General features: G+C 35.5%; 18 protein-coding genes and 3 pseudogenes. 13 read left to right on the forward strand and 8 right to left on the reverse strand.

Translation table 11 applies throughout. The features are described 5' to 3' along the window. The 4 genes and pseudogenes from CCY16_RS06845 to CCY16_RS04410 all read left to right on the forward strand — a co-directional run. Positions 1–909, forward strand: a pseudogene (locus CCY16_RS06845) (folylpolyglutamate synthase/dihydrofolate synthase family protein); the annotation flags it as partial. A gap of 86 nt (positions 910–995) precedes the next feature. Further along, positions 996–2,153, forward strand: coding sequence for an aspartate kinase (locus tag CCY16_RS04400; RefSeq protein WP_088415270.1), 1,158 nt, complete (start codon positions 996–998; stop codon positions 2,151–2,153). A gap of 214 nt (positions 2,154–2,367) precedes the next feature. Continuing rightward, positions 2,368–3,208 (forward strand): annotated as a pseudogene (locus CCY16_RS07135) (Rpn family recombination-promoting nuclease/putative transposase). A gap of 295 nt (positions 3,209–3,503) precedes the next feature. Next, the gene (locus tag CCY16_RS04410) at positions 3,504–4,220 is read left to right on the forward strand and encodes a TerC family protein (protein WP_088415246.1); all 717 of its coding nucleotides are present in this window, start codon (positions 3,504–3,506) and stop codon (positions 4,218–4,220) included. Between the two features lies 1 nt (position 4,221). Here the strand turns inward: CCY16_RS04410 and guaA are convergent, their stop codons facing one another. From guaA to CCY16_RS04425, 3 genes are read right to left on the reverse strand one after another with little or no spacing between them, the layout of a single operon-like run. Next, on the reverse strand, positions 4,222–5,784 hold the full coding sequence (gene guaA / locus CCY16_RS04415; protein ID WP_088415248.1) for a glutamine-hydrolyzing GMP synthase: 1,563 nt from the start codon (positions 5,782–5,784) through the stop codon (positions 4,222–4,224). A 30-nt stretch (positions 5,785–5,814) separates the two neighbouring features. Beyond that, complete coding sequence (locus CCY16_RS06965; protein WP_088415272.1) at positions 5,815–6,114, reverse strand: DUF2924 domain-containing protein; 300 nt, start codon at positions 6,112–6,114, stop codon at positions 5,815–5,817. Beyond that, positions 6,101–6,319, reverse strand: a complete 219-nt coding sequence (locus CCY16_RS04425) for a hypothetical protein (RefSeq protein WP_179946076.1) — start codon at positions 6,317–6,319, stop codon at positions 6,101–6,103. The genes CCY16_RS06965 and CCY16_RS04425 overlap by 14 nt, the downstream gene beginning before the upstream one ends. Before the next feature lie 793 nt (positions 6,320–7,112). Between CCY16_RS04425 and gltX (CCY16_RS04430) the strand changes: the two genes are divergently transcribed. From gltX (CCY16_RS04430) to CCY16_RS05700, 4 genes are all read left to right on the forward strand, one after another. After that, on the forward strand, positions 7,113–8,435 hold the full coding sequence (gltX, locus tag CCY16_RS04430; RefSeq protein WP_088415252.1) for a glutamate--tRNA ligase: 1,323 nt from the start codon (positions 7,113–7,115) through the stop codon (positions 8,433–8,435). A 275-nt stretch (positions 8,436–8,710) separates the two neighbouring features. Further along, a complete protein-coding gene (locus CCY16_RS06485; RefSeq protein WP_245800801.1) occupies positions 8,711–8,872 on the forward strand; it encodes a DUF1016 N-terminal domain-containing protein in 162 nt (53 codons plus the stop codon). A 248-nt stretch (positions 8,873–9,120) separates the two neighbouring features. Then, positions 9,121–9,213 carry a PDDEXK nuclease domain-containing protein gene (locus CCY16_RS06760; RefSeq protein ID WP_281250523.1) on the forward strand — a complete coding sequence of 31 codons (93 nt, stop codon included), beginning with the start codon at positions 9,121–9,123 and terminating at the stop codon, positions 9,211–9,213. Continuing rightward, positions 9,185–9,391, forward strand: coding sequence for a PDDEXK nuclease domain-containing protein (locus CCY16_RS05700; RefSeq protein WP_179946077.1), 207 nt, complete (start codon positions 9,185–9,187; stop codon positions 9,389–9,391). Before CCY16_RS06760 ends, CCY16_RS05700 begins: the two co-directional genes overlap by 29 nt. A 208-nt stretch (positions 9,392–9,599) precedes the next feature. Here CCY16_RS05700 and CCY16_RS04440 read toward each other — a convergent pair whose 3' ends face one another. Beyond that, positions 9,600–10,931 carry a dihydroorotase gene (locus CCY16_RS04440; RefSeq protein ID WP_088415254.1) on the reverse strand — a complete coding sequence of 444 codons (1,332 nt, stop codon included), beginning with the start codon at positions 10,929–10,931 and terminating at the stop codon, positions 9,600–9,602. A 438-nt stretch (positions 10,932–11,369) separates the two neighbouring features. Between CCY16_RS04440 and CCY16_RS04445 the strand changes: the two genes are divergently transcribed. Continuing rightward, entirely contained in the window at positions 11,370–14,663 is a 3,294-nt protein-coding gene (locus CCY16_RS04445; RefSeq protein WP_088415256.1) for an ankyrin repeat domain-containing protein, read from the forward strand. A 4-nt stretch (positions 14,664–14,667) separates the two neighbouring features. On the opposite strand, the gene sdhA is transcribed toward CCY16_RS04445, so the two are convergent. After that, complete coding sequence (sdhA, locus tag CCY16_RS04450; RefSeq protein ID WP_088415258.1) at positions 14,668–16,473, reverse strand: succinate dehydrogenase flavoprotein subunit; 1,806 nt, start codon at positions 16,471–16,473, stop codon at positions 14,668–14,670. A gap of 648 nt (positions 16,474–17,121) precedes the next feature. On the opposite strand from sdhA, the gene dapD reads away from it, so the two are divergent. After that, on the forward strand, positions 17,122–17,952 hold the full coding sequence (dapD, locus tag CCY16_RS04460; protein ID WP_088415260.1) for a 2,3,4,5-tetrahydropyridine-2,6-dicarboxylate N-succinyltransferase: 831 nt from the start codon (positions 17,122–17,124) through the stop codon (positions 17,950–17,952). A 19-nt stretch (positions 17,953–17,971) separates the two neighbouring features. Here dapD and CCY16_RS04465 read toward each other — a convergent pair whose 3' ends face one another. Then, complete coding sequence (locus CCY16_RS04465; protein WP_088415262.1) at positions 17,972–18,244, reverse strand: DUF2610 domain-containing protein; 273 nt, start codon at positions 18,242–18,244, stop codon at positions 17,972–17,974. Then, a complete protein-coding gene (locus CCY16_RS04470; RefSeq protein ID WP_088415264.1) occupies positions 18,245–18,628 on the reverse strand; it encodes a hypothetical protein in 384 nt (127 codons plus the stop codon). An 82-nt stretch (positions 18,629–18,710) separates the two neighbouring features. Between CCY16_RS04470 and CCY16_RS04475 the strand changes: the two genes are divergently transcribed. Beyond that, positions 18,711–19,940 (forward strand): class I SAM-dependent methyltransferase, encoded by a 1,230-nt coding sequence (locus CCY16_RS04475; protein WP_245800802.1) that lies wholly within the window; start codon positions 18,711–18,713, stop codon positions 19,938–19,940. A gap of 332 nt (positions 19,941–20,272) precedes the next feature. On the opposite strand, the pseudogene gltX (CCY16_RS04480) reads toward CCY16_RS04475, so the two are convergent. Continuing rightward, positions 20,273–21,634: pseudogene (gene gltX, locus CCY16_RS04480) on the reverse strand (glutamate--tRNA ligase). A gap of 148 nt (positions 21,635–21,782) precedes the next feature. On the opposite strand from gltX (CCY16_RS04480), the gene CCY16_RS04485 reads away from it, so the two are divergent. Together CCY16_RS04485 and CCY16_RS04490 are read left to right on the forward strand one after the other, a co-directional pair. Then, complete coding sequence (locus tag CCY16_RS04485) at positions 21,783–21,962, forward strand: hypothetical protein (RefSeq protein ID WP_088415266.1); 180 nt, start codon at positions 21,783–21,785, stop codon at positions 21,960–21,962. Continuing rightward, positions 21,922–22,227 (forward strand): hypothetical protein, encoded by a 306-nt coding sequence (locus CCY16_RS04490; protein WP_088415268.1) that lies wholly within the window; start codon positions 21,922–21,924, stop codon positions 22,225–22,227. The genes CCY16_RS04485 and CCY16_RS04490 overlap by 41 nt, the downstream gene beginning before the upstream one ends. Positions 22,228–22,324 lie beyond the last annotated feature (97 nt).

Consider the following 22,324-nt stretch of genomic DNA (forward strand, 5'->3'; position numbering starts at 1 on the left):
TGTAGCTTTTTTAGCCTTTTCCCTTCACAAAGCTGATATCACCTTAATTGAAGTAGGCATGGACGGAAGGCTTGACACAATAAATGTTACAGATAACCCGGTTTTAACAACTATTACTTCCATTGCACTTGATCATACAGAACACTTTGGCCCCACTGTAGAAACTATAGCGGTGAAAAGACTGAAATAATGAAACATAATGTTCCTTACGTAATAGCACCACAAGAAAACTCTATAATAAATACACTAGAACACTATGCAATAAGTAATAAATCTCCTCTATACAGAGAAGGCATTGAGTGGAGTTGCAAAAAAAAGAACAAAAAATGGTTTCTCAATCAGCTATTCAATCAATAGAATTTTTCCTACCCTTTTTAAAGGGCAATCATCAAATAATTAACTCAGGAAATGCCATTACGGCATGCAGCATTTTGAGTAGAAAGTATGGGTTTGATATTGGAGAAGAGTATATCACCTCAGGTTTACAGCATACCTATTGGCCTGCACGACTAGAGCTCATACAAGAGGGTAATTTAATTTCTTCATTACCGAAAGATTGGTGATTATTTTTAGATGGTGCACACAATAATGACAGTGCCAAAGTGTTAGCTAAGTGGGTAAAAGATAATTTTGCAGAAGGCATTTATATAATTTTTGATATCACTTGTAATAGAAATGTGGAAAAATTTTTAGATACTTAAAATTGTATATCAAGCTACTATGTGCGGTTTGTGTTAAATCTGAGCCAAAAGCAACAAATACAAATTTAATCAGGGAAGAAGCCAACAATATAGGAATAAATGTTATTGAATGTAAATCAATCGGCGATACTATATAAACCACATGCTGAAAGCTCCTATCCAAAACGTTAAAACTATACTGATTTGTGGTTCGTTATTTCTGACTTGAGATTTTGCCATAGAGAATGATTAAGTTTTTTAAAATTTATGTCAACTAGCGCTATATTTTTCTCTGAAGGAAGCTATATTGTAACTATGAACAATATAATCGTAAAAAAATTCGGTGGAACTTCATTAACTGATTTAACCAGAGTTGCAAATTTAATAAAAAAAGATGTTGATAAAGGTTATAGAATAATTGTTGTTGTTTCCGCCGTTGCAGGGCTGACTGACCAAATGGTTTTTCAGGCTAGACAAATCTCAAACTTAAGCCACAAACAAGAACTATCAGAATATGATGTTATGCTTTCAGCAGGAGAGCAAATTTCTTGTGGCCTATTAGCAATTACCCTCCTATCTATCGGAGTAAATGCTAAATCGTGGCTTGCTTGGCAGTTACCAATTATAACTGATAATTCTTATTCCGAGTCTAAAATAAAAACAATAAAGATTGATCATTTGAAAAGATCTTTTGCTGAAGGTTACACTGTGGCGATCATTGCCGGTTTTCAGGGCATAGATGATGATAGAATCACTACTTTTGGAAGAGGAGGTTCTGATATATCAGCAGTTGCCCTTGCAGTAGCTTTTGGTGTCAGAGTTTGTGAGATTTTCACTGATATCGATGGAATATATACGGCTGATCCGAAAATTGTCCCAAAAGCACGCAAACTAAAATCCATCTCTTACGATGAAATGTTGGAGATGTCATCATCAGGTGCTAAAATATTGCATAACCGTTCAGTACAGCTCGCAATGAAACATAACATTAAAGTACAAGTGCTATCCACTTTTAAAGAGGTAGAAGGCACTGCAGTATTACACGAAAATGATGTACTAGAGAGACACACAATTACTGGAATAGCTTATAGCACTAATGAAGCTCTTATAACTTTTACCAATTTTGCAAATACCTTGCGCACTCTAAAAGATATGGCAGGGGCAAACATTAAAATTGATATGATACATGGATCAAGTATTGTAATTTCCGAGTTCGATATCGACTTAATGAAAGAGCTACTGAACAAGAATGAAAATTATGTTATAAACAATAATGCAGCTAAAATTTCAATCATTGGTATTGGCGTTATGTCCGTGATGTACCATATACTCGAGGTCTTCAGTGAAAAAAAGATAGAAATACTTGCGATTACAGCATCTGAAACCAAAATTAGTATTATCGTTCAAAGAGAATGTGCCGAAGCTCTAGTTAGGGATTTACATACTGAGCTGATGTGCACAGAAAGTGGCTGATCTTATGTTTTCACCTTCCCTTTCTAATATTTCGCAGAAAGCAAGTATCCTATTCAGTAACGTAGCAGAAAGAAACACTATGAAAGGTAAAAAACCTACTTTTTACCATTGGTATATCTTATTCTATAGATGGAGTAACGATTTCAAACGTAAGGAAGTTGAATATTTGTGAAAAATAATGTATAATTATCAATAACTTTTAAGTGGATTTCTTATGGCTTTTTCTAAATTTCTAGACTCAAAAAACAATTTAGCGTCTCGGCGCATCTTTGGCACTGAGAAAAATAAGGATATTCTCATTTATCTTCCCCATGATATTTTAGGTTGAACTGGTAAAGCTAAAATAGAGTATGTGAGTCTTCTAAGTTCCATTCAAAACCCTGATATTACCACTAAAAAGGAGAGTATTGTTGACGTATCATTAGAGATTCTACAGGTGTGCAATTCATTTGCAGGACGCACAGGCCGCTAGAACCACTGGCTTTAAAAAACGCGCATAATACTACGCTGCCAAAGCTTACTTAAGCCAAGTTGACGTAGGTGCCAGGTTATCAGACCCTAAAGAGGTTATCTTCATTACTATAATTGATTTTGTTCTGTTTCCTGATAAACCAGAGCACAAATTCGATCACGTTACTCTTGATATGAAAACCTTCGAACGTGACCTGTAGAACTTTAGTTTTACTTTCATAGAACCACCGAAATTGCCAAAAACGCAAGAGGATCAATTAGAAAATATGGTCGAAAAGTGGTATGATTTTTTTAAGTATGCAAATAAGACTAGCAAAGAGGATGTAAAAAAAGTAGTAGGGAGTGATGTGATTATTGGGCAGGGCTTATAATGAGTTTGAACCAATATAATTGGGATGAAGAAGGGCGTTTTACTTATAATCAAGATAAGAAACTTGAGGATAATAATTTATCCTCCCTTAACCAAAAATTTGATGAGGGTATGCAAAGCCGGTACAGGGAAAAGAAAAATCAAAGTGGTAAGAAACTTACTCAAAGCTGGTGTATCTGTCAACTTAATAGCTGAACTTACTTGTTTTCCTTAAGCCGAAATTACACAACTCAAAGAAGAAGTCACTAGCTGATACTGTCTCTCAAACCGCTGGGCTGAATGGACAATGGCGTCAACTTAAGAAAAAATGTCAGTGATTGTATATAAAATTTCTCCTCCATTATGTCTTTAGGGAAGTTCACTAAGGAAGTCTTTTAAGCTGATGCAATTGGCTGAATGGATACAAGCATGGGCATTCTGAAGCAAAACTCCTCTATATTTTGCCTGAGTGAAGTTACTTAAATTTTACATATCTATTGTAGAGTAAAGAAGCTGAATTTGGAACAAAAATGCTAGTCGAAGCTTGGACTTTACTAATACTTACACTACTTGAAATAATACTTAGTATAGATAACTTAATCTTTATTTCTCTAGCAATAGATAGAGTACCAAACGCGTTAAGGGAGAGAGTACGCATTATAGGCCTTGCACTAGCACTACAGATGCGCTTTGTAACACTATTTTTTACATCATATATATTATCAATGCAAAAACCTATATTTTATGCTGCATCGTTCAACATTTCAGTAAAAGATCTACTCATGATAGCAGGAGGATTATTCCTAATCATTAAAAGCTTCATAGAATTATGGAACGACATTTTCTCACGCAAGCAAATCGAAAAAAAAACAGACATCAAATCACAACTGCTTTTAGCTGTACTACAAATTATATTAATAGATTTAGTTTTTTCAGTTGATTCTTTACTAACTGCTATAGCATTAACTTATAGCATGGTAATAATTGCTATAGTATGCACATTTTCCATACTAGCAATGATATTTCTATCAAGTTATACTGCCCAGTTAATTAAATCTAGCCCGAGTTTAAAAATAATCGCCATCCTATTTATTGTACTTGTTGGTGCGCACCTGATGCTAGATGGACTTCATGTAGAATTACCAAAAGAATACTTGTATTCTTCATTGACGTTTGCATTATTTGTAGAAGTCACGAGTAGTATAAAGAAAAAAGTGCAGTGCATAAAGAAGAAAAAACAGTTCTAAATTATTCCCACTCAATAGTTGCCGGTGGTTTTGAAGTTAAGTCATACACAACTCTATTTACTCCGGAAACGTTATTAACGATTATACTGCTGACATTCTGTAAAAAATCCCAAAATATTAATGAATGCTGACTTTTATTCTCAAATGGAAATGCATCAGCAGTCATACCATCAAACGATGTCACAGCCCTCAAAGCGCAAACATACCCGTATGTACGACCATCTCCCATGACACCTACAGTTCTTATCGGCAATAGTACAGCAAAAGCTTGCCATATTTTATCATATAGATCGTAATTTTTCATTGTATTGATATATATTTCATCTATTTCTTGCAATATTCGCACCCTTTCCTCATTAACTTCACCTATGACCCTTACCGCAAGTCCAGGTCCAGGAAACGGGTGTTGAAATATTATCTCGTTTGAAAGCCCAATTTCTTTCCCAAGCAGCCTTACCTCATCTTTAAAGAGGTAGCGCAAAGGCTCCACTAGCTTGAGATTCATCCTCTCTGGCAATCCACCAACATTATGATGAGATTTGATTGTACTAGCATTCCCCGAAGCATGCCCTGATTCAACCACATCAGAGTAAATAGTACCCTGCATTAAAAAATCTGCATTACCTATTTTTTTTGCCTCCTCTTCAAACACTTCAATGAAAGTGTTACCAATAATTTTTCGCTTTTCTTCTGGATCAGTTATACCTTTTAATTTACTCAAAAACAAATTCGATTTATCAACATAATTTACCGGAATCTCTTCCAACAGAGCAATGGTCTGGTTCTTGTGCAACAACCCAGTATCAATAAAAATACAGTTTAATTGTTTTCCTACGGCTTTATATGTAAGAGCCACTGCAACACTTGAATCAACCCCTCCACTTACCGCAGCAATTACTTTTTTCTCTCCTACCACACTTTTAATTTTCTCCTTTTGCTTTTCAATGATTGACTTCATTGTCCAGTCTCTTTTACAATTTGCAATGTCCAAGAAGTTAGAAAGCAATTTACTACCATTCGCTGTAGGCTTAACCTCAGGATGGAACTGAGTACAATATATCCTACGCTGTTCATTGGCAACTATCGCAATTGTTTGATTTATTACACCTGATGCAATAACAGTAAACCCTTGTGGTGCAGTTTCAACACTGTCCGCATGATTCATTAATACATCCACTTCAGAATTAACATCCCACACATCCTTTATAATGGAGGATTCCTTTAGTATCTTGATCTTAGTTTTGCAAAACTCCTGTTTGAACTCTTTTTTTACTTTTGCTCCAAAATAATGACAAATAAGTTGCTGCCCATAGCATATCCCAAGTATAGGAACATTTGTTGCCTCATTAAGTTTTATAATCTCATGTGCTACTCCACTTGCCTCAGGACAACCATCATGCACAGATTGTGGTCCTCCAGAGAAAATAAATCCATTGAATTTCGATATTGTTTCAAAACTGATGTTGCTCGGAAATATCTCACAATAAACGTCCATTTCTCTGACTTGTCTCGCGATAAGCTGCGTAAATTGTGAACCAAAATCAATAATGGCAATTGCTGACAACCTACCCCCCCATATTATTTAAAGCAATATTTAATAATAAAGAAAATAACGGAGCAAGTAAACTAAGACCTCTTTAAAAGCTTTAATATATGGCTTAAACATTAGCTGTGATCCATTTTGAGGTGACAAAAATTTTGCATGGTGGCAGCCCAGAGTTCTTAGTCCTTCTTCGGAGTCAAGGCATACTCTAAAAAAATCCCAATCGTTACAACTTTTACCAGTAATTCCTTTGCCTACTATAGAAGGAGAGTTATATTTTGCTTTATTATAGATAAACTTGCCCTCACTACTGACCGCAACTTCATATATTCTCCCTTTATATTTTCCAATAAGGCGTTTTCCCTATAAAAAGAGCCTTGATAAATTTTTGATTTTGTGTTGAGCTATCATTAACTTGTGTAATTTTATCAGGTTTACTCACTTTGAGTATAGCTCGTGACTTATTACCCAACATATTATTTAACACCTTGTATACTACATATGTCACAATCTCATTTTTAACTTCTTCTACCCTTTTATCTACATATTTTTCCACTTTACTACGCACACGCCCTTTTAAACTGCCAAGAAAGTTTTGGTAAGTTGAGTAAAGTTAATTCAGATGTTTCTATCAAATCCTCTAGTTCTATTGTTACTTCAATAATGCATCTAGTATACTAAAATACTTTTAAGAAAAACGACCTAAAATTCCTGCCCCTTAGGCACAACTGTACAAATATTGTAATGACCGCGACCGAAAAAGTGGTATCATTACAATGTTTGATATACAATTGTACGAACATTTGTTTACGAAGACAGTGTGTTAAATGTTATAGCAGATTTTACTTCAAGCATAAGGATATTATGAAAATATCTGATACTGACATGACATCTTTTTTGGACCCTTGAATTGAGCTAGCTACAAATATTAAGAAATTTACTAAATAAAAAAAGGCAAAAGATGTCCTGTGGTAGATAGTGTTTACTCTCTAATCCTGCAAATTGGCATATTATACCGTCTTAAATGCTTCACAAGCGAGTTCAGCTTATATAGGTAAAAACCTAGAAATGTTGTGAAGGCATAAGGTACATATAGTGCAAAAAATTAAACATAAGACATCAACTACGTAATACTTTGTTATTTAATCTGCACAGATTGAAGATAACTTAATACCTTCAGTACTACGGGGGCTGGCTAGGTTTGTCAAGTGATTTTTGTATTTCTATGAGCCACTAGATGATACCCCTTCATAACATTTTGCACAGCTGCATAACCTTTTAGCTATATTACAGATCTTGCTTTATCCACATATTCATATAGAATTAAAAAAATCAGAGTCACAAATTAAATGTTAACGAGATTCGCCCCAAGTCCAACTGGCTATCTTCATGTAGGGAACGTCCGCACTGCACTCGTTTGCTGGATGTACACACGTAGTCAAAACGGGAAATTTTTACTTCGTTTCGACGACACTGATCCTCAGCGTTCAGACGTCAAACATATAGATAGCATAGTGCAGGATTTGAGATGGATTTGCATAGATTGGGATGTAAACTTCAAGCAATCAGAGCGCTTTAAGCATTATAACGAAGTATTTCTGCAGTTAATAACAAAAGGGCACATTTATGCATGCTATGAAACAAAAGAAGAATTAGACATTAAACGAAAATTGCAGTTAAAACAGGGGCTTCCTCCGGTATATGATAGGAGTGCATTACTTCTCACTGAACAGGAAAAATTTTGTTATGAGCAAGAAGGACGAAAACCACATTTTAGATTTAAGTTGGATAGGAATGAAGTTGTCAAATGGAATGATGAGGTTAAAGGTGAAATAAATATTGCAACCAGCAGTATCAGCGACCCCGTGGTAAAAAGGGAGGATGGAATTTATACATACATGTTACCTTCTGTTATTGATGATGTCGACTTTAATGTAACCCATGTTATACGCGGAGAAGATCATGTAACTAACACTGCAGTTCAGATACAAATGATACAAGCATTAGAAGCAAAAGTTCCTGTGTTTGCTCATCTTCCCCTTCTACATTTTGATGATAGTAAAATATCGAAGCGGAAAGGTGGACTGGACATCAAATCCATTAAAGAAAACGAAATTGAACCAATGGCACTCGCCAGTTATTTAATGAAACTTGGAACATCTGATCCAATCGAAGCTTACGTTAACATGCAATCTTTAATTGACTCATTTGACATTAAAAAATTTGGCTCAGCTTCTGCACAATTTAACTTGAGTGAAATGCATAAGCTAAATAGTAAAGTCCTGCAACAAATGCCATTTGAAGTGGTAAAAGAGCGTTTAAGTCAAATTGGAGTGAACTCTCCAGAGTTTTGGTACTTCATAAGGAACAATATAGAAAAATTTTCGGAAGTGGCTAAGTGGTGGCAAATATGTAAATCTAATATAGAACCTGTGATTCTTGATAAGGAGTTTATAAAAATCGTACTCGATACATTGCCTCAAGGTGATTGTAATGAAAACACATTGTCGGATTGGGTGAAAGCTATTCAACAGACAGTGGATATAAAAGTGAAAGACTTGTTTATGCAGCTGCGTTTAGCCCTAACAGGTGCAAAAACAGGTCCAGAGCTTGCTAAGTTATTAATTTTTATTGGTAAAGAAAATATCATTGCAAGGTTAAAGAAGTATTAGCTAGGCATGTGTGATTTATAGAGGAATCCTAAACTACTATAACTTAGGGTTTCAGGCATAAACCTTGAACGAAAGATTGTTTCTTTGACAAGTAAAGGATGGTGAAAATTATTTAAGGGATAACCAATGGCAAAAACTATAGAAAAAAATATACGGAATTTTTAAAGCAGTTAAAAGATCATATTGCCACAAACCGTTATAAAGCAGCGCTTACAGCAAGCTTACTTTACTTTATCACTACACCGATATAGAAACTTTAAAGTGACAAAAAGAACATGGCTGGAAGCGAAAGTTTTAAACAACTGAGTAAGAATTTGAAGGGTGCATTTCCAGAAATGAAGGGTTTTAGTACAAGAAATCTGAAGTATATGCACAAGTTTGCTGAAGAATATCTCGATGTTGAATTTGTGCAACAGGTTGCTGTAGAATTGCCTTAGTTTCATACTGTGGTGATTATGGATAAGATTAAAGAGCCTTACAAGAGAGGCTTTTCTACTTTCAAAGAGCTATAGAACATTGCTGGTCACGTAACATTACAGTGATGCAGATAGAGTGAGCGCTATATAAAAGGCAGGGAAAGGCTATTTTTAACCTTAAAGATAAGCTGTCATCTTTCCAATCAGACCTGGCACACTATACATTAAAAGATCTATATGTTTTTGATTCCTTAAGTATAGGAGATGATATTCATGAGAGAGAAGTAGAAAAAGGGCTTGTAAAGCATGTTGAAAAGTTCCTGCTAGAGCTGGGTGAAGGATTCGCGTTTGTTTGCAGATAAGTTTCACTTAGATGTTGGAGATAAAGACTTTTATATTGATTTATTATTTTACCACTTAAAGTTGCGTTGCTTTGTGGTAATCAAACTCAAAGATAAAGATTTCAAACCAGAGTATGCTAGTAAAATGAATTTTTACCTTTCTGCAGTTGATGATTTACTGAAACATGGAACGGATTAATCTTCCATAGGATTAATTTTGTGTAAATCAGAGAATAGCGTGCTTGCTGAATATACACTTCGAGATATGACCAAACCAATATAGAGTTAGCAGAACATCGAATAACTGAAAATTTACCGAAAGGTATAAAAACAGCTCTGCCAACAATAGAAGAATTGGAAACCGAGTTATCAAAAATTCCAGATAAGAAAAAGTGATTTTACGAAAATCATTTTTGCGAGTACACAGTTTTGCCGGACACAATAGTGCGTACTACGCGCCCTTTTACTTTGCGTCCGCCAAAAGGAGAATTTTTTGACTTACTAGCAAAGCTATCAATTCTAATCTCCCACTCGTAATTCAAATCAACTAAAGTTAGGTCTGCAACAAAGTTTTTCTGTACACGACCACGTGGTACGTGTATTATATCTGCAGGCTTGTATGTCAGCTTTGCAAGTATATCAAATAGGTCTATCTGCCCACTGTGGTAAAGTTCAAGTGAAAGGGGTAGCATTGTCTCAAGGCCTACAATACCAAATGCAGCGCTCTCGAGTGGCAGGTCTTTAGAACTATGATCATGAGGCGCGTGGTCGGTTGCAATGCAATCAATCACACCTGTTTTTAAACCTTCAATCATAGCTAAACGATCTTTTTCGGTACGAAGAGGCGGATTCATTTTTGCAATTGCTCCGTATTGTTTTACTATATCTTCAGTTAAAGTGAAGTGATGAGGAGTTACTTCGCACGTGACGTTCAATCCTAAATCTTTTGCACGTTTAACAGCGTCAAGTGAGTCCTTTGAAGAGATATGCAAAACATGATAGTGCACATTCTCTATATCTTTCATGAGCAGTATATCGCGACTTACCATGACTGATTCTGATGCACTTAAGATTCCCTTTACTCCTAATGCTTCAGAAAGCTTACCTTCGTTGATTGCACCGCCTGCTGATAAATTCAGGTCTTCGGCATGTTGAGCAATAGGGACATTCAGCATACTTGAATAAAGTAGCGCCTGCCTCATAATCATTGGATTCATGACTGGCATACCATCATCAGTAAACCCAACTGCACCTGCTTCTTTTAAAAGTGCCACTTCAGTTAACTTTTCCTCTGAAGTAGTGATTTTAGCGTAAAATTCAATGTTCACATGTGAAGTTTCAAGCGCTCTATATTTTAAATATTTAGCCAAAATAACACTATCTATTGCTGGAGTAGTGTTTGGTTGGCAAACTACAGTTGTAACGCCTCCCGCAGCTGCGGATTTGCTACCTGTATATATAGTTTCTTTGTGCTCCTGGCCCGGCTCACGAAAATGCACGTGAATGTCAACAAGGCCTGGCATTAGAACAAGTCCTTCACAGTTTATTGTCTCATCAACTCCACTTGGCACTCCGTTCGAAAATAATGATTCACCAAAATCAATGATTTTATTCCCTTCAGTCAGTAGTGAACCCCCTATATCAAGTTTAGTTTCTGGGTCGATAATACGAGCATTTATATATGCTACCTTGTAATTCCTCTCCTGCCCTGCTTGCAATAAATTCCAAGTTTGAGTCATTAAATTGTAAGTACTGATTATGAAATTAATCTAAAGTTTTTTTTAATAAAGCACAACCAAATTAAAATGCGGACTACAGCCAAGGTAATTCGGCGATTTTGTTATTTATGCTTGTTGGCACGTGAGATACTGCAGCGGTACGACGTAGAGCTAATAGCAGTGGCATGTTTTGTAGAAAATACCAAATCTATTTTAGCTATATTTATCATTTTTTAAGATTAAATGGTTAAAATGGTAGATAAATGCTAAAGTGAGGTTTAACTATGATGGCAAGTTTTCTAATAAAAACTAATTTTCTGCTTTTTCACCTATATTTCGATTACATATACAACATCTAGCTCAATTTAAAAGTCTAATTCAATAGGTTGTTAGTTTAAGCAAAAGAAGCTCCAGTGCTGACAGCCAAGAAGATACATAGCTTAATAGTGGGATTTTAGTATGGGTATAGATATAACTACACTAACTACTAATGCAGATAAATTAGGTGAATGCACAGATAAAAATGAAAAGCGAGAGCAGGATAGAAAAGATGAGCAATTGTATGGTACTATAGAGAGAAAGGTAAAAAAAGAAGAGCATAAGCGTAAAAAACCAAGAAGTCGAGATGGAATCATCAAGAAGTGTACAAGGTTATTCAAAGAAGGCGCTAGCACTGAAGTATTAACTACATTGGAAGAATCACTTAGAAAACAAGAAAAACATTATAGGTATTATGTCCAGTGTTTCCTTCCGATATTGAATAGAAAAATACCGAAAGAATTAGACCCTATAAAAAAAGAGGAAATAGGACAAGTAATTTCAGAAATTACTTATAATAGCAAATATTATTTTAATAGTATTACCCACAACCAAAATGACCATAGAAACAGCGAAGATAGTGGGATTGGAAGTGATAGCAATCATAAACGTCAAACTAATGACAAAGAGCCTAAAAATAGGGAAAAAATTCTTAATATATTTACAGATGAGAATATTAATGATCGTTTATTGGAAGCAGCAAAACGAGACAATAAGAAAAAAATTAAGAAACTTGTACAAAAAGGTGCAGACATTAGCACAAAAGACGGTGACGATAACAACACTCTACACTATGTAGTTGCTTTACAGCAAGGAAAGCAAAGAGTTGCATGTTTAAATCTAATATTAGGTTTAGTGAAAAAAGAAAAAATATCTCAAGATAAACTTAGTAAAGCTATAAATCTTAAAGAAGGACAAACATCATTACAAAAATTGTTATCTAATAAAATAACTAAGGGAGAGCATAGCTCTGAAAGAGTACTTGGAAAAATTGGAAAATTTCTAAAAAAGCCATTTACGCAATATAATGATCATACGATAGAGTCTGCTATAAGCTTGTTTAAGCTAGGAGCTAACGTCAATAATTTGCAGTTATCTAAAGAGGAATTACAAAACTTAGATAAAAAGTACAGTAAGTATCATTTTAAGCTCTTAGAAAAATTAGCAGAGTCAGTAGGGCAATCTACATTAGAGCAGAGAATCAATATAGAAAATAAAATTGAAGACATTACAGCGCGTATTATAAATACTCCAGATGGTAATGATAATTATCTATTACATTCAATAATTGACGATTATGATAAAAAATTTTTAAAAAAACTATTGCAAAAAGGGGCAAATATTAGCCTAAAAGATGCAAACAGAAATAATATTTTACACCTTGTTGCACTGCTAAAGAAAAAACAAAAACGCAGGTCTTTAAATGCCCTAATAGAAGCAATTTCCAAGGAAGATCTAGCACAACTTGTTGATAGTGAAAATCAGGATGAAAGAACTCCGCTTCAGGTGGCACTCATTGACAAAATAACAAAAGGGAAATATGGGCCCCACACAATCCAAGATAATGATAACACACTTAAGTTTTTTGTTACATTATTAGAGCATAAGGTTAAACCAGATCAGTTAGAATTATCTCAAGAAGCGCTACAAAATTTAAATGAAAAGCAAAAAGTATATTATCTTAATTTCCTAGAAAAATTAGCAGAGTCAGTAAAGAAACCTGAGTTAGAACTAGAGATAAAAACAAAAATTAAAGAAATTATAGCGCGTATTATAAATACTCCAGATGGTAATGATAATTATCTATTACATTCAGCAATTAAAAATAAAGATGAGAAACTTTTTAAGGAACTATTACAAAAAGGGGCAGATATTAGCATTAAAGGTGCAAGTAACAACAATGCTTTACATCTAATAGTTACAGAATCAAAGAAAGAACAAAAGATTGAATTTTTAAATATAGCATTAAATATAAGCGAGGAGAAAGGAAAAGAGCAACTCAAAGCACAGTTTAAAAAAGCTGTAGACACTGAAAATACAGCAAAACAAACGCCACTTCATCAAGTACTTCAGCACATACAAGAAAAGAGTAAAAAATCTTCACTGGGAAATAAAATACAAAATATAGTTAAAAAAGAATTTAATGCTACTAGTAGATATAAAACTCTAGCACTATTCCTACAAAATGGTGCTGATATTAGCAAAAGAGATGGTGAAGGAAACAATGCTTTGCACTATATTGTGTCATTTAAAGGCAAACAAAAAGTTGTATGTTTGAAGTTAATTTCAGATAAAGATGGATTTAGTAATGCTGTAAATACTCCTAACAAGGAAGGGCGAACACCTCTTCATCAATTGCTTCAGTATATAGAAAAAAAAAGTGAAAGCCAGTCGCTTACAGATAAGAAATTTGAAAAAACTAACAGGTATAAAATACTAGAGCTATTCCTACAAAATGGTGCTGATATTACTATTCAGGACAAAGAAGGAAATAATGCTCTGCACTATATTGTGTCATCCAAAGGTAAGCAAAAAGTTACATGTTTGGATCTAATATCAGGCAAAAGTGAATTAAGTGAGGCTGAAACAGCCACCGACGATAAAGGTACGCTTATACAAGAAGCACTAAAGGGGAGAGCAATGAAAGAAAAATCTGAACACCTTTCTCAACATAAAAAAATTGCTTCCGGAAAGTCCGGTGGTGGTAACACAACAAAATTCTGTGCAATATTATTAAAAGACGGTGCTAACCCTAATTCTTTATGGTTAGAAGATGAGAAATTTCATACTAAGAAGTACTATCTGGTTCTACGAAATGCAAAGAATGATAAAACAATACCACAAAAAGCACGGGATAAAGCGAAAGAATTAAAAGAAAAGCTTGAAGCAAAATATGGTGTATGCACCATTTCTAAATGGTTTAATTCTCAAAGCGGAGCTACTGCAGACCGATTAAAAACTACTATGAAAAAAATAGGACATACTTCCAAAGCCGTATGGAAGTGTGTTGATTCTGGCAGGAGAGTTAGTATATTGTTAGCAATTACAGTAGTAACCACCATTATTATAATGGTAACGCTCTCTTGCTTCCAAGGGCAAATTGCAATCGGAGCAGCATTACCTATTATAGCTATTACTGGAATGGTCTGCCTAATATTCACTTTAGGGTTTAATGGTATTAAGAAGTCTACGAAAGAACTTACCACTAATAAACAGGGTGTGCCTAAAAGTAAAGATGATCACCTAGCTGCAGAGCAAGTCAAAGCTCTCAAAAGCACCATTCAACAGAACGTAGAAAATAAACACAAAAATTCAGAGAAGGAAGAAATACAAGAGTCATCAGACCAATCAAAAGATACTGAAAGCCTTCCTAGTTCTGAAATATATGGTGTATCAATATTTCAAGTTATTAAGAGATTGTTAAGATTCAACTAGCAAATCAATAAACCCTCTTTTCTGGCGCGATGAAATCAATCTCATCACTCAGAGTGTCTTCAGCAACTTTCTTGTAATCAATTCTCACATTGATCTGCCCTTCCTTTTCCTCGAGCCACGCTATAGTGTGCTTCATCCAGTTCTTGTCATCACGTTCAGGAAAATCTTCACGAGCATGAGCACCTCTGCTTTCCTCGCGATTGGCTGCACACTCCATAGTAATAATCGCTTGTGGAATCATGTTAGCAAGCTCCAACGCTTCAACTAAGTCGCTGTTCCATACCATGCTGCGGTCTTCAATTGCAATATCAGGCATCATTTTTGCTACTCCTTTTATAGCTTTTTTACCTTCTTCTAAAACCTCAGCAACACGAAACACTGATGCATATTTTTGCATAGTGTGCTGCATCTCGCTACGTATTTTTGATACTCTGAGCCCTCCAGAAGCAAACCGCATCTTATTGAATCTATCTACTATCCAATCTATACAAGCTGAGTGTAATTTCTTGTGTGGCATATTAGGCTTTAGTTTCTTTTTTGCTCTGAGCGCTGCAGCTCTACCAAAAACTACAAGATCAAGAAGTGAGTTAGAACCAAGCCGATTTGCACCATGTACAGAGATACACGCTGCTTCTCCGATTGCAAATAATCCTTCTACCACTTCTTCTTTACTTTCCTTCAGTGTAACCACTTCTCCATGATAATTAGTTGGAATACCGCCCATATTGTAATGCACAGTTGGAATAACAGGTATTGGATCTTTAGTAACATCAACTCCTGCAAAGGTCCTTGCAGTTTCGCTAATTCCTGGAAGTCTCAGTTTTATTATTTCCGGATCGAGATGCGCTATAGTTAAATATATGTGGTCTTTTTTCGGTCCGACACCTCTTCCCTCTCTAATTTCAATTGTTATTGCACGACTTACTACATCACGAGAAGCTAAATCTTTTACCTTTGGCGCATAACGCTCCATAAACCTTTCGCCCTGAGAATTAACAAGGTACCCGCCTTCACCACGACATCCTTCCGTTATTAAGCACCCTGAACCATATATTCCTGTTGGATGAAATTGCACAAACTCCATATCTTCAAGTGGTAATCCAGCTCTTACCACCATTCCATTACCATCACCTGTGCAGGTGTGTGCGCTTGTTGCAGAGAAATAAACACGTCCATATCCACCTGTTGCTAATACCACCGAATGTGCACGAAATTTATGTAATGTACCCTCGCATAGCGACCAAGCGAGAACTCCGCAGCACACCCCGGTTTCGTTATCTATGATTAAATCGATTACAAAATATTCAACAAAAAATTCAGTGTTGAATTTAAGACACTGCTGATATAGAGTGTGAAGGATTGCATGCCCAGTTTTGTCTGCTGCTGCACAAGTACGATGGGCTGATTTTCCTTTGCCAAAGTGAGTTGTCATTCCACCAAAGGGACGCTGGTATATTTTACCATTCCCTGTACGAGAAAAAGGTACACCGAAATTTTCAAGTTCAATAACAGCTTTAGCAGCGTTTTTACACATATACTCTATTGCGTCTTGATCACCAAGCCAGTCTGAGCCTTTTATTGTGTCATACGCATGCCAGCGCCAATCATCTTCAGCAATATTACCTAGAGCTGCACTAATTCCACCTTGTGCTGCAACTGTATGACTGCGTGTAGGAAAAATTTTAGAAATGCAAGCAACCGAGAAGTTAGTAGCAGCCATTCCAAGTGTTGCCCTGAGTCCTGCCCCACCTGCACCCACCACCACTACATCATATTCATGTTCTACAATTTCGTACGCTGATTTATTCATATGTGCTTATCCATAACTACAGGCTTATGATATCACAGAGGTAGAAAAAATCTATATAAGTTTTCTAACTGCAATGAACCTCACTAAATAAAGGAGTGAAAAATTTATGGACAGAATTGCGTTATGGAAACTGGATCTCAGTATCAGCTATTTAGATGACACCAGTAATTGACGTCTGTTTAGCTAGATCTTAAATTAGATAGAAAGAGGTAGTCTTGATAAAATTTACTCGCAGCAAGCCTTTTTATACTTGGGCTATCAGTCTACTTTTTTTTCATCCTAGCTTATAGCTTATTGTTTTGTGTACCCTATTCATCTCTTTGGAACTAGCTATTGCGACACATAATTCTGTTACTACAGCAAAGGTTAAGGTATAAATACTAAATTTTGCAAAAAGTTCCTTCCACCAATTCTTTTTTCTTGCATACTAGAAGTGTATATGCTTGTCAGGTTCTTGTCAATATTCATGCCATGTGTGATTATAGTTTGTACATTTTACTTTTCTCCCAGACTCACCTATCTATCCGGGAAGTACTAAGTAGGTTTTAGTGCAATTATTATTACATTGTATTTTCACAGCCCTTACACGTGAAGCAGTAACAAGCTCAAGTTATACAAAACTATAAACTTATTGTTAATAATTAATAAATGGAAGACTTGCAACTAGAAAAAATACAGAGTGATATAGAAGATATTTGGAAAAATAGAAGTAAACTTAGCAATCGCAGCGTGAAAAGAGCAGCAAGAGTAATAATTAGAAAGGTAATTAAACTCTTAGATAGTGGCAAAATTAGAGTAGCAGAAAGGCTGTCAGATGGGAAGTGGATAGTACATACATGGATAAAGCAGGCAATATCGTTATATTTTCTTACTGAAGAGAGCAAAATGATAGATCATACTGGTTGGTGGTTTGATAAAGTCAATAATAAGTTTGACGGATGGAATGAAGAAGAATTTCACCAGTCAAAAATTAGAGCAGTTCCCGGATGCTTTGTCCGCCGATCTGCTTACATAGGCACAAACGTTGTTCTTATGCCAAGTTTTATTAACGTTGGTGCACATATTAGTTCTGGTACAATGATAGACACCTGGTCAACAATTGGTAGCTGCGCACAAGTAGGGAAAAATTGCCATGTTTCCGGAGGAGTAGGAATCGGTGGAGTTTTAGAACCTATTCAGGCCTCTCCAGTTATTATAGAAGATAATTGCTTCATTGGCGCACGCAGCGAAGTAGCTGAAGGCGTTATAATAAGAGAAGGGTCTGTTTTAGGCATGGGAGTTTTCATCGGAGCGTCAACAAAGATCATTGATAAAGAAACTAATGAGGTATTTTATGGCGAAGTGCCACCTCATTCTGTGGTGATACCAGGATCTACTTTATCCACAAATAACATTTCAATCTATTGTGCAATTATAGTAAAAAAAGTGGATGCAAAAACAAGACAGAAGACTTCTATAAATGAAATATTGAGAGATTAAACTATCTCATTTCTTATCGTCACTTTTTTCTATCATTATTATTAACTATAGTAATGGCATACGCGCATAACTCTGAAAAGGGAATTCCATTTTCTTGAGATAGCTTATATAACTTCTGTAGGCTTTCTTTGACTTTATTAGGGATATTCCCTCCACGTTCTTTTACAAGCCATAGATCTTGATGATGTATTGGATGAGTATCACTTTTTGGATCCCCTATGTATATTGCAAAAGGTAAGCTTTGTCCTTTGAAATCACACTGCACAGTAAATTTTTTTATAGAATCAGCCATCTAAAGACCTCTACCTTTCTTTTTGATCGATTTTACAGCAGGTAGAGAAGACAGTTTCTTTATAAAGTCTTGTCTGTGAAGGATACTTTCTTTGCCTTCTAAAGCTCGGCAAATATCAGCTTTGCTCAATTGTGACTCTTTTGCTAGCTTCATTCCATGCTTTGCCATAATATTAGCGTGCGCTAGCACTCTTTTTACCAACTCTAGATCATTATTTAGCATTTGAACTAGCGCTTGAAATACTTCTGCTAAAGTTAGCCCGTCAGAACTTATAACCTTGTTTTCTACAAAATTGACAGCTTCTTCAAGCTTATGTTCAATACTATCACCTTGAAGCGTAAGGGTAACGTTTTGTTCGTCCATAACTGAAGCACTATTATCCATAAGCTTTTAAGTTTATACTATATATATAAATACTCTACTATTTTATATTATAGCACACTATAATTAAACATTTATTAATAATATGCTCACTTATATATACGAATTAATTGATAAAAGCCAAGGATCAATATCCATCAGTGATTTCATGAATGCTGCTCTATACCATAAAGAATATGGCTATTACATGAATAAATTACCGCTTGGTAATGATGGTGATTTTATCACAGCACCTGAAATTAGTCAATTGTTTGGTGAAATAATTGCAGTTTGGGTAATGCACACATGGAAAAAATTGGGAAAGCCATCAAAATTTTCTCTAGTCGAACTTGGGCCAGGTAGAGGAACACTCATTCACGATATAACAAGAGTCACTAAAAAGTACGGTAGCTTTTTTAGTTCAATGGCCATTCACCTGGTTGAGATAAGTCCTACTTTGCAAAAAATACAAAAAGAAAAGTTAAAGGGTTTAGGAATCGGTTGGCACGAAAATATCGATAGTTTACCAGAACAACCAACCATTTTTCTAGCAAATGAATTCTTCGATGCTCTCCCAATAGACCAGTTTGTATATCATAATGGGAAGTGGTACGAAAATAGGGTGACAAAGCAGAATGATGGGGCATCATCCCAGTGCCACTTTTTTATCACCCCATTGCTTAATACTAGAATCCAGAAAAAAGATCCAAGTAAACTGGCGTTGGAATTCAGAAAAAAGAATGTTGTTACCTCAGTGTCCCTTTCTCGTCATCCTAGTGCTCCTTCCTTTTCATCCCATTGCTTGATACTGGGATCCAGAAAAATTGACCGTAAACAAATACACCATTCAACATTTTCGATGAAATTACAAAAAAACTGGATTCCAATGCCAAGCAATGGGATGACAGAGGGTTTTGATGGTGCAGTAGTAGAAGTATGTTCAGCTGGGATCGAAGTATTAAAAAAGCTTGAGGATAAGATAATGAATAATGGAGGAGCCGCTTTGATTATAGATTATGGCTATGTATATCCTTCTCACAAGAGCACTTTGCAATCGGTAAAACAACATAAGTATGCTAATTTTCTTGAAAATGTCGGTAATAGTGATATTACCGCGCTTGTAAATTTTCAAGCGTTAAGAGATTCATTAAGATACGTAGACTGTGAGATTTTAACTCAAAGAGAATTTTTATATCTTTTTGGTATAAAGGAAAGAGCCCAGGCTTTAATGGAAAATGCAAGTGATAAACAAAAGAATAGGATCTTTAGCGAATTTTTAAGGTTGACTGAAAACATGGGTACTCTTTTTAAAGCAATACTGATTCATCATTCATAGTATTGTGTTGCCTTTACACTAAACTGCTTTAGCTACAAATATTTAAGAAATTTACTAGACAGAAAAAAAGGTAAAAGGAACCCTATGATAGAGTTTACTCTCTAACCCCTCAAATCGGCGGTCTATACTGTCTTAAACGCTTTGTAAGCGCGTTTCAGCTTATATAGGTAAAAATTTTTAAAGACATACAGTGTACATAGTGCAAAAAATTAAACATAAGACACTAACTACGTGACACTCCATCATTTAATCTGCACAGATTAAAGATAACTGAATACCATCAGTACTATGGTGGGTTGGCAAGGTTTGTTAAGTAATTCCTTTTATTTCATTTAAACTGCCTGTAACCTTCTTATACATTCATCTTTACCAAGAATTATCATAATATCAATGATTCCTGGTGCATCCATCACCCCAGTTATAGGGGCCCGTAATGAGTGGTAAACATCGCTTATTTTAGCACTATGCAACTTTGAAAACTCCTTGATCTGAGAGGACAAAAAGCCCTTATTCCAGTTTTTATCCCCAATATTCGAGAGAAATGACGCAAGTAACTTGATTATATCAAGGTTAGATTTGACAACTTGCTCAGCTTCTTCACTCAAACCAAAAGGTGGGTCTTTTATATAAAACTGCGCTAAATCCAGCAACTCGGTCAGGTAATTTGCTCTTTTTTTTAGTTCCGTTAACCCCTGTAATAAATAGTTCTTTTTCTTGTCAGTTAGAGTGCTTTCTTCAAGCATCAGGGTTAGAATATCCTCATTGCTCATATTATTAATATAATAGTTATTCAAATGCTCCAATTTTTTAAAATTAAGCCGTGCAGGCGAACGACCAATGCTTTCTAAATTAAACCACTTTACTGCTTGCTCATTGCTAATAATCTCGTCATTGCCGTGACTCCACCCAAGCCTCAGTAAGTAATTACGCATTGCTTTTGGCAATATCCCCATTTTTTCGTAGTCGCAAACACTTGTTGCACCGTGCCTTTTGGACAGCTTATTTCCATCTCTCCCGTGAATCAGCGGTAAATGCGCAAAACGTGGAATATCAAAATCAAGAGCCTGCTATGTCAGCACTTGCTTGAAGGTATTAGTGAGGTGGTCAGAACCACGTATTATATCAGTTATTCCTGCATCGTGATCGTCAACTACCACGGCAAAAATATATGTTGGAGTATTGTCAGAGCGTAAGATCACCATATCATCAAGTTGGTCACTATTCACTTTAATGTGACCGTATATTTTATCATCAACAATGATCTCCTGTGAATCTGGTACGCTAAAACGGACAGCTGGCTTTGCGTCCGGTATTACACTAGTACATTTGTGCTTATATATTTTCCTTTCCTCTCTCGCTTTTGCCTTCTTTTCTGCAACCTTATCTTCAGCGCAACAACAGCAATATGCCTTACCTTTCTCAACAAGAAGATTTGCAACTTCGATGTGACGTTCTATTCTTTTTGACTGGTATACTATTTCTCCATCATAGCTCACACCAAGCCATTTTAGCCCATTTATTATCGCATCAATTGCTTCCTGTGTTGAACGTTTTCTGTCAGTGTCCTCAATCCTGAGCAAAAATCTGCCACCATGGTGCTTTGCATAGAGCCAATTAAATAAGGCAGTACGAGCCCCACCAATGTGCAAAAACCCTGTTGGTGATGGAGCAAATCTAGTAACTATATTTGGCATATTTATTTATTATAGCAATGGTAAACGATGATAGCTAAAATCTATGTCTATAACAATTTAGAATTACTATAAATTATTTATCGTGAAAGATTAATTTGTACTTATTTTTACAAATTGTGGTGTATAGTTAAATATAGCCAGGTATGTTATGGGTGAACTTGAATATATAAAAGGTCTGCTTTCAACCAATACAGGTGCACTTGACTGGTGTTATGCAGGTCCATCCGATAAAGCAAAATTAATAGCGAACGGAGACAATCTCTTGCATTTAGCTGCAAGGATAAGAAATGTTGAAGTTTTTTTTATCTATTTTCAAGAAAAGTATTAAAAGTGATGTTCGTTTGTTAGGGTACAGCGAAGGCAACATAAATCCATTTCATATAGCAGCAAGAATGCAGATACTATTAAAAGTAATAGAAGGAATATTTGAGCACTTGAATTCAGAAAAAGCTAAATTGCAGTATGATCCAAAAAAGCTAGAAAAGTTCAAAAATTACGTCAGAAATGCGTTAAGTAGCAGATGTGCGTTAACTGACTCCACAAAAAGGACTCCCCTTGATATATGGTTAGTAGGGAAGATAAAGAGGACATAAGAAAAATTGCAGGCATAAAAGAGAGCTTCCTATGTAATAAGAAATTTCACCTGTGCTTATATATAGTAGGAACTATAGCGTGTATTGCTACCTTGTG

This window comes from Wolbachia endosymbiont of Wuchereria bancrofti (assembly GCF_002204235.2).
Classification (GTDB): Bacteria; Pseudomonadota; Alphaproteobacteria; order Rickettsiales; family Anaplasmataceae; genus Wolbachia.